The organism is Marinobacterium maritimum, assembly GCF_039523155.1.
Taxonomy (GTDB): domain Bacteria; phylum Pseudomonadota; class Gammaproteobacteria; order Pseudomonadales; family Balneatricaceae; genus Marinobacterium; species Marinobacterium maritimum.
In genome coordinates, this window is the sequence record NZ_BAAAET010000001.1 from 229,293 (window position 1) to 243,308 (window position 14,016).

Consider the following 14,016-nt stretch of genomic DNA (forward strand, 5'->3'; position numbering starts at 1 on the left):
ATCATATATGATGAACAGTTAATGTATGTGGACAATTCGTGATCAGAGAAGGATCGTCCCCATGTCCAGGCAGGCCCGGCTCCACTCCCTTTCCTTTGCCAGCGCGTTGCGCGAAACGCTGAAGGAGGGGTATGACCGCCGAGCGCTGACTCAGGACTTGATGGCCGGCCTCAGTGTTGGCATTATTGCCATTCCCTTGTCTATGGCCCTGGCGATCGCCAGTGGCGTCAAGCCCGAATACGGCCTCTATACCGCGATTATTGCCGGTTTCATAATCGCTCTGACGGGCGGCTCGCGTTACAGCGTTTCTGGTCCCACCGCCGCCTTTGTGGTGATCCTGTACCCCGTTGCCCAGACTTATGGGCTTGCCGGCTTGTTGATTGCCACCCTGATGTCCGCGCTGATCCTGCTCGGGCTGGCTTTTGCCCGTATGGGGCGGCTGATCGAATATATTCCCGAACCGGTGACCCTGGGGTTTACCTCGGGGATCGCCATTGTCATCGCGACCCTGCAGGTAAAGGATTTCTTTGGCCTTAGCCTGGATAGGCTGCCTGAGCACTGGTGGCAGAAAGTGGCGAGCCTTGCTACGGCGATGCCGGCACTGGACCCGGCGGCTACGGCCGTGGCGCTGGCGACACTGGCCGTGTTGGTGCTCTGGCCGCGCCTGCGCCTGCCGATACCGGGGCACTTGCCGGCGTTGCTGGTTGGACTGGCGGTGGCCTGGTTTGCCGGGCTTATGGGCCACTCGGTGGAAACCATCGGCAGTCGCTTCAGCTATCTGCTGCCGGACGGCACCCTGGGTGCCGGCATTCCACCGTTTTTTCCTGAACTGGCCTGGCCCTGGGATCGACCCGGTCCCGGTGGTGAGCCGCTCGAAATGAGCTGGTCACTGGTGCGCGAGCTGCTTCCGGCCGCGTTCTCCATCGCCATGCTGGGGGCCATCGAGTCTCTGCTCTGTGCTGTGGTGCTCGATGGTATGACCGGCAAGCGACACCATGCCAACGGTGAGCTGCTGGGGCAGGGGTTGGGCAATCTGGTGGCGCCCTTTTTGGGTGGTTTTACCGCCACGGCAGCGCTGGCGCGCTCGGCCGCCAACTACCGTGCCGGCGCTCGTTCGCCGCTGGCGAGCATGGTGCATGCGCTGGTGGTGCTGGCCGGTCTGCTGGTGCTGGCGCCGCTGCTGGCCTGGCTGCCGATGGCCAGCATGGCCGCACTGTTGCTGATGGTGGCCTGGAACATGAGTGAGGCGCCCAAGGTGGTTCTCCTGCTGCGACGGGCCCCCCGTGGGGATGTGCTGGTGCTGTTGACCTGCCTGTTGCTGACCGTGCTCTTCGACATGGTGATCGCCATCTTTGCTGGCATTGTACTGGCGTCACTGCTGTTCATGCGTGACCTGTCCGGCATGACCCGCTTCACGGATATCAGTCGCCAGACCAAGCATGTGCCGGGTGAACTGGCACAGGGCTGGAAGGTGTTCAAACTCAGTGGGCCACTGTTTTTTGCCGCCGCGGATCGAGTCTTTGATGAGTTGCAGGCGGAAACGGATGGGGTGCGCGGGGTGGTGCTGTACATGGATGCCGTACCCTTGCTGGATGCTGGCGGGCTGAGTGCGTTGAATCACTTTATTCAGGTCTGCCATCAGCAGGGAGTGGCGCTGGTCGTTGCCGATCTGCAGTTCCAGCCGTTGCGTGCCCTGGCCCGTGCCGGAATGGTGCCGGTGGAAGGGGAGCTAAGGTTCACGCCGACGCTGGCCGAAGCGCTACAACCCTTGCTGAATGTGGCAGTGAGCCGTTAAGTCAGGGCTCCATCACGCAGGGCGATGGCTGGTAACTGCTTAGCCAATGCGTCAGCTTATCTGCCGGTAGCGGCGGACAGAACAGGTACCCCTGCATGTAATTGCAGCCCTGTCCGATAAGGGTCAGGCGCTGTTTCTCGGTTTCGACGCCCTCGGCGATCAGGCGCAGCTCAAGGCTGGCGGCCATGGAAATGATCGCGCTGACCAGTGAATCGGCATAGCGGTCGCTGTTCAGGTCGCGGATGAACTCGCGATCGATCTTGAGCGTATCGACCGGGAAACGTTTGAGGTAGCTCAGTGACGAGTAGCCGGTACCGAAATCGTCAATCGCCAGTGAAATGCCGAGACCCTTGAAGCCCTGCAGCCAGGCGACAGTCTCTTGGCTGTCCTGCAGCAGCAGACCTTCAGTGATTTCCAGAATCAGCCGCGACGGGTCAAGCTGGTGGTGCTTCAGCACACTGGCTACCGCATCGGCGTCCAGCCCCAGGTCGCGCTGGCGCTCAGAAATGTTGACCGACAGGTAGAGTTCGTGGCCCGCTGCGTAAAACTGCTGCACCTGCTCGCAGGCGGTTTCGAGTACCCACTCGCCGATACTGCCGATCAGGCCGGTCTCTTCCGCCATCGGAATGAACTGATCTGGAGGAATCAGGCCGCGCTCGGGGTGGTGCCAGCGCAGCAGGGCTTCGAGCCCCTGCACACGGCCGCTTTTGCCGGCGATAATCGGCTGGTAGTACACCTCCAGCTGGTTACGTTCCAGGGCATGGCGCAGGTCCTGCTCCAGTGTCATGCGCTGGTTGGCATGTTCCTGCATGGCGGCGGTGAAGAAGTGAGCCTGGTTGCGGCCGGACTGTTTGGCCTTGTACATCGCCAGGTCTGCATTGCGAATCAGTGTTTCCGCGGTGTCAGCATCGCCGGGATGCATGGCAATGCCAATGCTGGCGCCGATGATGATCTCGCGCTCGGCCAGGATGAAGGGCGTACTGAGGGCTTCGATCAGCTTGTGCGCGACATAGGAGGCATCGGCCTCGGACTTGATGTTGTGCAACAGGATGACAAATTCGTCACCGCCGAAACGGGCGACCGTATCGGTATCACGTACGCAGCCGTTAAGCCGGTAGGCCACCTGCTTGAGCAGGTCGTCACCGTACTCGTGCCCCATGGAGTCATTGACGTACTTGAATCTGTCCAGGTCGACGAACAAAAGCGCGATGATCTGTTCATCGCGGTTGGCGGTGGCGATAGCCAGATTCAGACGGTCGGATAGCAGGGTGCGGTTGGGCAGCTCGGTGAGTTCGTCGTAGTAGGCCTGGCGTACGATCTGGGCTTCATCGTTCTTGCGCTTGGTAATGTCGGAGAAGACGGCGACATATTCGCTGGGCTCGCCCTCGCTGTCATATACCACCGAGACGGAAAGCCATTCCGGGTAGATGGTACCGTTCTTGCGCCGGTTCCAGATCTCACCGCTCCAGGATCCTTGCTGCATGATCTCATGCCACATGCTCTGGTAGAAGCCGACTTCGTGCCGGCCGGAGCTGAGAATGCTGGGGTTGCGCCCCTGAACTTCTTCCAGGGTATAACCGGTGATGCGGCTGAAGGCAGGGTTGATCGTTTTGATCAGGCCGTCGCGGTCGGCCACCATGATCGCTTCGTTACTGGTGCTGAACACCGCTTCGATCATCTTCAGCTGTTCTTCCATCTCCTTCTGGTGGGTGATGTCTTCCTTGACCGCAATATAGCTTTGGCAGTTGCCGATTTCGTCACGAACCGCCGAGATGGAGGCTTGCTCCCAAAACAGTTCGCCGTTCTTGCGCCGGTTCAGCAGTTGGCCATGCCATTCGTGGCCCTGTCCCAGTGTCTGCCAGAGGTCGCGGTAGACTTCATCCGGCATTTCGCCTGAACGCAGCAGGTCGGCCTTTTGTCCCAGTGCCTCATCGCGGCTGTAGCCGGAGACTTCGCAGAATTTGGGGTTTACATATTCGATGATGCCCCGGGTATTGGTGATCATCACCGATGCGGGGCTCTGCTCCAGTGCGCGCCCGAGATTGCGCAGCTTCTGCTCGATTCTTTGAGTGTGGGTAATGTCGGTGCGTACGCAGGCCAGGCCGCCTTCCCGGGTACGGCTGTCGCTGGCCAGAATGGCATGGCCGCTGTCCAGGTGCTCAATGTAACTGTTGCTGCCAGCCTGTTCGCTTTCAACAGACTCCAGCTGAGTGATATGAGGCTTGAGCTGCTCCTTGAACACCTCCCAGCGATCCATCTCCAGGGTGTCCAGCCAGGGGTAGACCTGCCGCCAGCGGCTATTGCACAGCAGCATTTTGCCTTTGGGGCTATACAGCGCGAATGCTTCGGACAGGCTTTCAACGGCATCATTCATGCGTTCGCGGGCTGATTCCGAGTGACGCCGCAGAATGACAAAGCGACGCATCAGGTCGCCCATCAGCAAAAGCACCAGCGCAAACACGATAAACATGGCAACGCCGATGACGCGACTGTCGATACTGGCGTCACCAGAGCCTGCGCCGCTTCCCTGCCAAAGCATAAAGAAGAGCACGCACAGGTTGACGCCTGTCAGCAGCAGAATCAGCTTCAACTTGCGGGTGGAGGAATGGCTCATCAGTTCTTCAGGTCAGGTCTACAACTGCTCAAAAGTGCAAAGTGTAGCGTGTCAGAGACTCATTGCTATAGCGAAATCAGTCTATTGCCAAATTTATTCGAGACTATAGACATTGGTCAGGTAAAAGAGCGAGAATCTTTTTGAGCTTTAAAATGGATACAATATACATCTAAAAGGGTGCCCGATGTCCGTGATCAACCTGGAACACACCCCGAGCAGCCGCCGAGGCTGGATCCTGAGTAATGGCTTCAGGCCGATGTTTGCCCTGGCGAGCCTCCAGGCGCTGCTGGCGCTGGCGGGATGGCTGGCGTTCTGGAACGGTTGGGTCAATCCGCCCGCCGGTATGCTGCCTCCGCTGCTCTGGCATGGTCATGAAATGCTGTTCGGTTTTGTCGGTGCCGCAATCGGTGGCTTTCTGCTGGCGGCGGTAGCCAACTGGACCGGGCGCAAGCCCGTATCGGGGGCTTCACTGGTGTGGTTGGCGCTGGCCTGGCTGTTGGCACGGGCCGTGGCGCTGGTCGGTGGCGCCTGGGCCGAGCCGGTGAATGCGCTGGCAGCGGTCAGCTATTGGTTGGTGCTGGCGTTCCTGTTTGGCCGCGAGCTGATCCTGGCCGGCAACCGGCGTAATCTCAAGGTACTGGTGATCCTTGGGCTTTTTGCCTTGTTAAGCCTGGCGTTTCATCTGCACTGGTTGCCTGAACGGGATGTGTTGCACCTGGTGTTGGTGCTGGTGTTGATGTTGCTGACTCTGATTGGTGGACGAATTACGCCGGCATTTACGCGCAACTGGCTCAACCGTCAGGCGATTGAGGGAGCCCGCATGCCGGCCGCCTTCGGTCCCGTGGACATTGCCGCTGCGGCGCTGACACCACTGGCTGGCATCGTCTGGGTGTTCTGGGAGCAGGGCGCTGTCACCGCGGTGCTGCTGCTGTTGGCCGGCAGTGCGCAACTGGTACGCCTGATTCGCTGGCGTGGCTGGCAAACGCGCGCTGAGCCGCTGCTGCTGGTACTGCACATCGGTTACGCCTGGCTGGGGGCTGGGTTGCTGCTGTTGGCCGGCAGCAGTGCCGGCCTCTGGTCGTCCAGTGCCGGTCTGCATGCGCTGACGGTTGGCGCCATGGGGGGAATGATCATGGCGGTGGCCTCTCGGGCGGCGCTGGGCCATACCGGGCGTGAACTCCGTGCGGGGCCGCTGCTGGTGCTGGCGTTCCTGGTGCTTCACTTGGCAGCGCTGGTACGAGTGCTGGCAGCACTTTGGCCGGCGGCAATGATGAACCTGATAATCGCATCGGCGTTGTTCTGGCTGTTGGCTTTTGCGTTGTTCGCCTGGCGTTACCTGCCGATCCTGCTCGGGCCGTCACTCAGTTTCAGCGACCGGCTGAAGGCACAGAAAAAGAGTTGAATTACATCTCGTTGGCCTTGCGGTAGGCGCCTTGATAATCGAACAGGCGCTCACGTACCTGCCAGTAGCCACCCTGGCGCCCTTTCTTGCCGGCCTGTTTGGCAATCACAAAGTCAGGTGCCGGCAACAGCGATTCAGCGGCGATGGCCTCCGCGACTGTTTTGAACTGGCGGGGGGATTCGCCGTTGCCGCAACGTCGGCCAAACAGCTTGTTGAACAGGGCGCGTTGTGCCGGCCGGTCCAGGTGAAAGCGCTCACGCAGCTCCTCGCCCTGTTCTTCATGGTAGGTGACCGTCAGGCATTCGCCGCTTGCACTTAAACTGATACCTGCGCAGCGGATGACCCGTGCATCCTTCAGCTGCAGTGCTCGCTTGAGCAGGTCGTCCGGGTCGATGATCGCCTCATTGCACGTCTGGCAATAGCGTGCCGCGATATCGTTCTCGGCGCCACAGTGAGGACACTCCTTGAAGCGGAAACGGTAGTCGCACTGCTGTGGTTTCTCTCCCTCCATCTCCAGCAGTCCCTGGCAGCGACGGCCAAAATGCTCGATCACCTGGCCGTTACCATCGGTCTTGCCCCAGAAAATATTGGCAAAACCGCAGCCGGGACAGAATATCTGCACCGGCTCTGAATCCGCAGACGGCTTGGGCGTGCCCACTTCGGGATGATGCAGGTTGAAGCCGTTGCCGGCGTAGTCAATCACCAGGCAGTTGTCCTTGCCGTCACTCAGGCGCAGGCCGCGCCCGACGATCTGTTGGTAGAGACTAACCGAAGCGGTGGGCCTGAGGATGGCGATCAGGTCCACATGGGGGGCATCGAAGCCTGTTGTGAGCACCGCTACATTGACCAGGTACTTGAGTTCACGTGCCTTGAATCGCGTGATCAGCCGCTCACGCTCGTCTCCCGGGGTCTCGCCGGTGATCACGGCGGTGTGCCCAGCGGGCAGGTAACTGCCGATCTCATGGGCATGCTCAACGGTGGCGGCGAACACCATCACACCCTGGCGTTGTTGCGCCAGTTCCTCGATCTGCTCGCAGATGGCGCGGGTGACGCGCGGGTGCTTCGCCAGCAGGCTGTTCAGTTCCCGCTCCGGGTAGTGGCCAGTGTCCGAGGGTGTCAGCGAGGAAAAATCATAGTGGGCGATGGCCGCGTCGACCACCTCCGGCGGTGTCAGGTAGCCGTTGCGGATCATATGGCTCAGCGGCAGCTCAAAGATGCACTTGTCAAATACGCGTGGCTCTTCGCTGCGGACAAAGCCGCGGTAATGGCTGCGATAGATCCAGCCATAGCCTAGGCGGTAAGGGGTGGCAGTCAGTCCGAGCACCTTGAGGCCGGGGTTGTGCTCACGCAGGTGGCTGATCACTTGCTGGTACTGGCTGTCCTCTTCTTCGCTGACCCGGTGGCATTCGTCGATAATCAGCAACGAGAAGGCATCGGCAAAGTGTTCAAGGTTACGGGCGATCGACTGCACACTGGCAAAGGTAACCTGGTGGCTGAACTCCTTGCGCCCAAGGCCCGCAGAGAAGATGCCGGCTTCCAGGCCCAGAGCCGCGTACTTGGCATGGTTCTGTTCCACTAGCTCGCGTACATGAGTAATCACCAGAATCCTTCGCCGTGCAAGACGGGCCAGCTCGGCGATGACCAGGCTTTTGCCCGCCCCCGTGGGCAGCACAATCACAGCCGGGTCATCACTGGCGCGAAAGTGTTGCACCGTGGCGGTCACGGCGTCCTGCTGGTAATCACGCAGGGTAAAGGCGGCTGGGGCGGGCGGGTTCATGCCGGTGACGATAACCTCTGTCTGGGTGGCGAAATCGGCATCATACGGTCAGCGCCGCTCAAACTCCATGTCGCGGGTATCGAGCAGGCCGTGTGTAAGGATCAGCGACCTTGGCCGACTATGCTGATACAGTGCAGGTGTCGGGATATCGCTTCGGTGTTGTAGAGGGGGAAGGGACGTTGACGGATAAAGAAGGGCGAACGCCGCTGGGGAGTGACGAGGTACAGCAGCGTTTGCAGGCTATTCGACCCAGGTTGCTGGCGTTTGCCCGTATTCAACTGGGTGATCCGGTGCAGGCGGAAGACCTGGTACAGGATGCAATGATAGCGGCCTGGGAAGGTATAGGGGCCTTTACAGGGGCGGCAAAACTGGAGACTTGGGTGTTCGGTATTCTGAAGCACAAGCTGGTGGATGAAATTCGACACCGCCACCGTGAGCAGACAACAGGGTTCAACCCCGATGAAATGCCTGAGATCGATGGTCTGTTCAATCCGCGTGCGCACTGGTTACCGGCCAGTCGGCCGCAAAAATGGCACGAGCCAGAGCAGGCCTGCCTCCAGGATGGCTTCTGGCAGGTGTTCGATTTCTGTGTGCTGCATCTGCCGGAAAGTACCGCCCGGGTGTTCTCAATGCGAGAGCTGATGGGGCTGGAAACCGCGGAAATCTGCGAGTCACTGGGTATCAGCGAGCAGAACTGCTGGGTGATCCTGCATCGTGCTCGGCTGAAGCTGAGAGCTTGCCTGGAGAACGGTTGGTTCAGCAAGGGGGATAGCAATGCAATCCTGTAAACGTGCAACTGAATTGATGTCGCAGCAGCTCGACCGGGAGTTGTCTGGCAGTGAAAAACTCAGCCTGAAGATGCACCTGTTTATGTGCCGGCATTGCCGCAAGTGCGATGCTCAGTTCAAGGTGCTGCACCGGTTGGCGAGCGCTCGCTCGCAAGTTGATAAGCCCGACAAGGATTAACCCGACTGTCGGGCCGTTACTGCCCGGGTAATCGCGCGCTCATAGCTGGGCTTCAGCTGTGCCCAGCTTAGTGGCCGGATATCAGGACAGGGTAAGCGCTCACCACGAGCTTTGGCTGAGGCGAGTCGTTCTATACGTTCGGCTAACCTGTCCGCTTCATGGTCGGAGTCATATCGATAGCCGGGTTCAAACAGCTCCCTGTAGGCGAGTCGGTCCGGGACTACCGGTGTACAGCCGGCCGCAACCCCCTCCAGTATGGCGATGCCCTGGTAGTCATGCAGTGCCGTTGAAAGTACCGCATCCGAGCACTGCAGCAGACGACGGTAATCATCAATCGACTCTACATGGCCCCAGCAGCCCAGATTACCTCTGCTCTGCAACTGCTGATGGACCTCGTCAAATACCTTGGGGGTGTGACGGAACTGCTGGCCGACCACATGCAGCTGGAAGTCGATGCCCCTGTTTTGCATCGCTCTGATCGCGGTCAGCAGCAGCTCGGGTCCCTTGTCGAATTCCCAACGGTGGTTCCAGACCAGCTGCAGAGGCCCGGGCTCCGGCGTTGCAGGCAGGAATACCTCGTCAGGCAAGGGGACGGGGACCACCTCTGAGCGATCGGTCATTCGTTCCGTTAGCCCGACAGGCACTTGGTCGGGCAGCTTGCGCAGCAGCGTTGCCGCACCTTCGACGAGAGTTTGGCGATTGAACTCTGAATTGAACAGTATCCGGTCGGCCGCCAGTGCGTTGTAGATATTGAGTATCTGGGGCTCCACACTGCTGAACTCTCGACCGGACTCGGGGTAGGCAAACTGGTTCTCATGGAAGTAGACCAGAGTCGGGATGCTCGCCAGCTCCGGCACCAGTCCGCGCAGCCCGGTCAGGTCACACATGGAGGTTGCGATGATCAGGTCGTAGGGCTTGAGCAGTGTTTCGCGCTCGTTGAACGCCCAGCTCAGACTGTTGCCGCGGATGCGCCAGGCAAAGTATCGGGGGGGCAATGACAGAGTGGTCCAGTCGTGCTCTGAAAAGGCGGCTACCAGCCCGTGTCGCCAGTAGCGATGACTCACTGCGTCATAGGCCGATAAAAGCAGAATACGCATCCGAACTCTCCAGCGTTTGAGGGGGATAAGTGTGGGAACCAAAGGGCGGGGATTGTGCCAGAGAATGAGCGTACTTGTCAGATGCCGGACGGACTGCTTGACTGAGAGGTAGTCTCACTGGGAGTAGGTCAGATGTCAGGAACTGTTTTGATTACCGGCTGTAATCGTGGTCTGGGACTCGAGTTTGCCTATCAGTATGCCCGTGATGGCTGGCGCGTGCACGCCTGTGCCCGTGACCTGGTACGTGCCGAGGACCTGTTGGCATTGGAAGCGCGTTTTCCGGAGCAGGTGCAGCTGCATACTCTGGATGTAAACAAGGATGGCCAGATCAAGGCACTGGACCGGGTGCTGGGTGATGAAACCATTGACCTGTTGATCAACAATGCGGGGTATTACGGTCCCAAGGGCGTCTGTTTTGGCAAGGTCGAGCGGGAACTCTGGCGTCAGGTACTGGAAACCAACACGCTGAGTCCGTTGATGCTGACACAGGCGCTGTACCCTCGCATTGCCACCAGCAAGTTGAAAACCGTAGCCTTCCTGAGTAGCAAAGTGGGCAGTATCAGTGACAACCAGTCAGGCGGTGGCTATTACTATCGCAGCTCCAAAACGGCATTGAACCAGGTAGTGAAAAGCCTTTCCATCGATTTGGAGGGGGCCGCGATCAAGGTGGTGGCGCTCCACCCCGGTTGGGTACAGACCGATATGGGGGGCGAGAATGCACTGATTACGCCTGAGGAGAGCGTTACTTCTCTGCGCGGGCTGTTGCAGCAACTGGATATGGAACAAAGCGGACGCTTTTTGAACTATGACGGCACTGTCATCGACTGGTAGTTCTGAGCCACAGGCTTAGGTACAGTGACAGTTTATATGGATGTTTTGCAGCAAGAGGTGGATTGGGATGATGCACCGAAAAGGGTGGCAGCCTTGTGGCTACGTTGCTCTGTACCTGGTGTTCGGACTACTGTGGGTTAACGGGTCTGATGCACTGGTCGGCTGGCTGGTGCCTAGCATGGAAGCTTTTGAGCTGATCAGCCGCTTCAAGGGCAGTGCTTTTGTTGCCATCAGCGGCGGCTGTCTGTATCTCGCGCTGGCCTCCTGGGCGCCTCCTTCGCGTAACTTGGAAGTGCCCCCCGGACGCGGGCAGTGGCTGATTTTTGCCGGCCTGTTACTGGTCGCACTGGCCCTGCCTTCAATGGGAGAGCTTCTGGTACGCTGGCTGGACGCCGAGAAGGCTTTCGTGACCAAGGCCTCACATGGAGGGCTGCTGGCCGGATTGGCGGCGATGACCCTGACGGTATTGTTGATAGCCATCCAGCGCCGCCAGTTGGGCCTGACACTGTCCCATCTGGCAGAAAATGAAGCCTCCCGGCGCGAGCAGCTGTTGGGGGGCTTTTTCGACATGCCGTTTATCGGCATGGGCCTTACCTGCCCTCACACGGGGCGCTGGATCAAGGTCAATGACTGCCTTGAGGCTCTGTTGGGGTACAGTGCCGAAGAGCTGCGACAAAAAAACTGGCAGGCCCTGACGCACCCCAGTGACCTGACTACTGACGAGCATGCCTTTGGCCGTTTACTTGCCGGTGAGACCGAGGCCTATCAACTGGAAAAGCGCTTTATCGCCGCGAGCGGTCAAGCGGTGCCGGTACGAATCTATATCAAGCTTCTGCGTGACGGTAACGGGCATCCCGAGCATGTCATCTGCATGATTCAGGACCTGACTCGGGAGCGGCTCAACCAGCAGGCGTTGCAGCGTCAGTCGAACCTCTACAACATGCTTTCACGGGTCAATCAGGTGATCCTGTACAGCCGCTCCGTTGATGAGGTGTTGCAGGCAGCCTGTAGGATTGCGGTCGAGGAGGGGCAGATGAGCTTTGCCTGGATCGGCCTTTGTGATGACCAGCGGCGTATTACTTCATCACGCGCCCACGCCGGAGATCAGGCCACCGCCACCGGCGTCGGTCAGCTGCTGCAGAGCTTTGACCGTCATCCCGGGCGAGGCCTGAGTGAGCGTGCGGTCCTGTATGATCAGACCGTGGTCGTCAACGACTGTCTGGGAACGCCCGAGTATGAGCCTTGGCACGATTTTTCCCGCCGCTTCAATTGCCGCTCTGCAATCGCTCTGCCACTGCATCACAAGGGACGAGTGTTTGCCAACTTGACCCTTTATGGGAGCACGGTCGACTTCTTCTCACCGAAACTGGTCAAAACGCTGGAAGAGCTTGCCCATGATATCGGCTTTGCGCTGGATTCGATCAACCGTGATCAGGCGCTGGAAGCGGCCAACCAGGTGATTAACTCAAGCCCTTTCATACTGGTGCGCTGGCGTTATGAGCACGGCTGGCCGATCGAGTATGTATCGGATAATATCCGCAACCTGGGTATCGAGCCTGATACGCTGTTGCCTTCGGAAAGCCGGTTCGATTCCCTTATCGATCCCCGTGACCGTGCCCGAGTTCTGACCGAGGCGGACGAGTATTTGCATCAGGGCCTGGCATCGTTCACACAGACCTATCGCCTGGTTAGTACGGGCGGTGCCGATGAGCGCTGGGTCGAGGACCAAACCCATGTGCTGCGTGATGGCAGTGGCCAAGTGGTGGCTATTGAGGGTGTGCTGACCGATATTACCGAAAGGCGCCACCAGGAAAGCCGCTTGCAGCAGGCCTCGGCCGTAATCCAGAACACCCGGGAAGCCGTGCTGATCACCGATGCCCGCAAGCGAGTTACCAGGGCTAACCCGGCGTTTAGCGACATGTTCGGCTGGAGCGAAAATGAGCTGAGGAACAAGACGCTGGACATCCTGCGTTCGGAGCGCCATCCGGAGAGTTTCTACCATGCGCTGTGGCAAAAGGTTGGCGAACAAGGGCACTGGCAAGGAGAGATCATGTGCCGGCGCCGCCACGGAGAGGTGTTTCCGGCGCTGCTGAGTGTCAGCCGGATCTGTCAGGACAGTGGTGATGTCAGCCATTACATCGGTGTGTTCACCGACCTGACGCAACTCAAGAACAGTGAGTCGCGAATTGAGCATCTGGCGACCCATGATGCCCTGACCGGGCTGCCCAACCGCAAGGCTCTGTTCCGGCAGCTGGAGGCATGCCGTCGTTACAATCTGCACCATGAGCGCTTGTCGGCCCTGTTGATGGCGGACCTGGACAATTTCCGCGATATCAACGATAGCTTCGGACACTTGGAGGGAGATCGGCTGTTGCTGCAGGTCGTGGAGCGATTCAGTGCGGTGCTTAGAGAAGGGGAGCACCTGTTCCGCCTGGGGGGGGATGAGTTTGCCATCCTGCTGGATGAAGTGGCCGACAGCAATGAGGCTGCCAACATTGCAGACACGCTGATGCAGCAACTACAGAGCGTGTTCAGGCTCAGTGACAGTGCCGAGGTGAGAGCCAGTGCCAGCTTTGGTATCAGCCTGATCGAGGGTCTTAACTTGTCACCGGAAGTCATTTTGCAGCAGGCGGATGCGGCCCTGTTCAATGCCAAGGAGCAGCGGGGCAGTCTCAGGTTCTTCAGTGATGACCTGACGGCCGCCGTCCACCATCGCCTGCAACTGGAGCAGCGGCTCAGGCGCGCGCTGGAGCAGGATGAGTTCTGCCTGTACTACCAGCCGCAATGGTCGATTGATGGCAGCCGGATGACCGGTGTGGAAGCCCTTATACGCTGGCAGGACCCGGAGCAGGGGCTGGTATCACCGGCCGAGTTCATACCGGTGGCAGAGCAGAGTGCGTTGATTAGTCAGATCGGTAGTTGGGTGCTGCGCAATGCCTGCGAACAGATCGCTGCCTGGCAAGCGCGGGGGATAAGGGTGCCGCGGGTGGCCGTCAATGTATCACCGCAGCAGTTATACCTTCATCATCTGCCGCAGGAAGTGGCGAATAACCTGCAGCAGACCCGCATCACCCCGGCCCTGCTGGAGCTGGAATTGACCGAAGGCGCGCTGATGTCGCCGGGACTTGAGGCGGTGGACATGCTCAACGCCTTGCGTGCTCTGGGGGTCAGTCTGGCGATTGATGATTTTGGAACCGGCTATTCCTCGCTGGCTTACCTGAAGCGTTTTCCACTCAACCTGCTCAAGATCGACAAGTCGTTTACCGATGATCTGCTGGCGAGCGATGAAGCGCTGGCGATTGTGGAAACGATCATCATGCTGGGCCATAAGCTGGGCCTGAGCGTGCTGGCTGAAGGGGTCGAAGTGGAGGCGCAACGCATGGAGCTTGAGCGACTGGGGTGTCATCAGTTCCAGGGATACCTGAAGAGCAAGCCCTTGCCGGCGGCAGAGCTGGAGGCCTTGCTATTGGGTGACCAGTGTTGACCTGAAACAACCTGCGGCTAATCAATTCGGTATCAGGCTCAGGTTTTGCT

General features: G+C 59.3%; 9 protein-coding genes. 6 read left to right on the forward strand and 3 right to left on the reverse strand.

Going from position 1 to position 14,016, the window contains the following annotated elements; all coding sequences use genetic code 11:
- Positions 1-61 precede the first annotated feature (61 nt).
- Positions 62-1,795: a C4-dicarboxylic acid transporter DauA gene (gene dauA, locus ABD013_RS01060; RefSeq protein ID WP_343800950.1), complete on the forward strand. Its 1,734-nt coding sequence runs from the start codon at positions 62-64 to the stop codon at positions 1,793-1,795.
- A gap of 1 nt (position 1,796) precedes the next feature.
- Here dauA and ABD013_RS01065 read toward each other — a convergent pair whose 3' ends face one another.
- Positions 1,797-4,409 carry a sensor domain-containing protein gene (locus ABD013_RS01065; RefSeq protein ID WP_343800952.1) on the reverse strand — a complete coding sequence of 871 codons (2,613 nt, stop codon included), beginning with the start codon at positions 4,407-4,409 and terminating at the stop codon, positions 1,797-1,799.
- Positions 4,410-4,593: 184 nt separating this feature from the next.
- Between ABD013_RS01065 and ABD013_RS01070 the strand changes: the two genes are divergently transcribed.
- Positions 4,594-5,811, forward strand: coding sequence for an NnrS family protein (locus tag ABD013_RS01070; protein WP_343800954.1), 1,218 nt, complete (start codon positions 4,594-4,596; stop codon positions 5,809-5,811).
- Position 5,812: 1 nt separating this feature from the next.
- Here the strand turns inward: ABD013_RS01070 and radD are convergent, their stop codons facing one another.
- Positions 5,813-7,588: a DNA repair helicase RadD gene (gene radD, locus ABD013_RS01075; protein ID WP_343800957.1), complete on the reverse strand. Its 1,776-nt coding sequence runs from the start codon at positions 7,586-7,588 to the stop codon at positions 5,813-5,815.
- A 110-nt stretch (positions 7,589-7,698) separates the two neighbouring features.
- Between radD and ABD013_RS01080 the strand changes: the two genes are divergently transcribed.
- Together ABD013_RS01080 and ABD013_RS01085 are read left to right on the forward strand one after the other, a co-directional pair.
- Positions 7,699-8,376: a sigma-70 family RNA polymerase sigma factor gene (locus ABD013_RS01080; protein ID WP_343800960.1), complete on the forward strand. Its 678-nt coding sequence runs from the start codon at positions 7,699-7,701 to the stop codon at positions 8,374-8,376.
- On the forward strand, positions 8,363-8,554 hold the full coding sequence (locus ABD013_RS01085; protein ID WP_343800963.1) for a zf-HC2 domain-containing protein: 192 nt from the start codon (positions 8,363-8,365) through the stop codon (positions 8,552-8,554). Before ABD013_RS01080 ends, ABD013_RS01085 begins: the two co-directional genes overlap by 14 nt.
- On the opposite strand, the gene ABD013_RS01090 is transcribed toward ABD013_RS01085, so the two are convergent.
- Positions 8,551-9,651, reverse strand: coding sequence for a tRNA-queuosine alpha-mannosyltransferase domain-containing protein (locus ABD013_RS01090; protein ID WP_343800966.1), 1,101 nt, complete (start codon positions 9,649-9,651; stop codon positions 8,551-8,553). The genes ABD013_RS01085 and ABD013_RS01090 overlap by 4 nt on opposite strands.
- Positions 9,652-9,783: 132 nt before the next feature.
- On the opposite strand from ABD013_RS01090, the gene ABD013_RS01095 reads away from it, so the two are divergent.
- Complete coding sequence (locus ABD013_RS01095; protein WP_343800969.1) at positions 9,784-10,482, forward strand: SDR family oxidoreductase; 699 nt, start codon at positions 9,784-9,786, stop codon at positions 10,480-10,482.
- Positions 10,483-10,549: 67 nt separating this feature from the next.
- Positions 10,550-13,966 (forward strand): EAL domain-containing protein, encoded by a 3,417-nt coding sequence (locus ABD013_RS01100; protein ID WP_343800971.1) that lies wholly within the window; start codon positions 10,550-10,552, stop codon positions 13,964-13,966.
- The last annotated feature ends 50 nt before the right edge of the window (positions 13,967-14,016 follow it).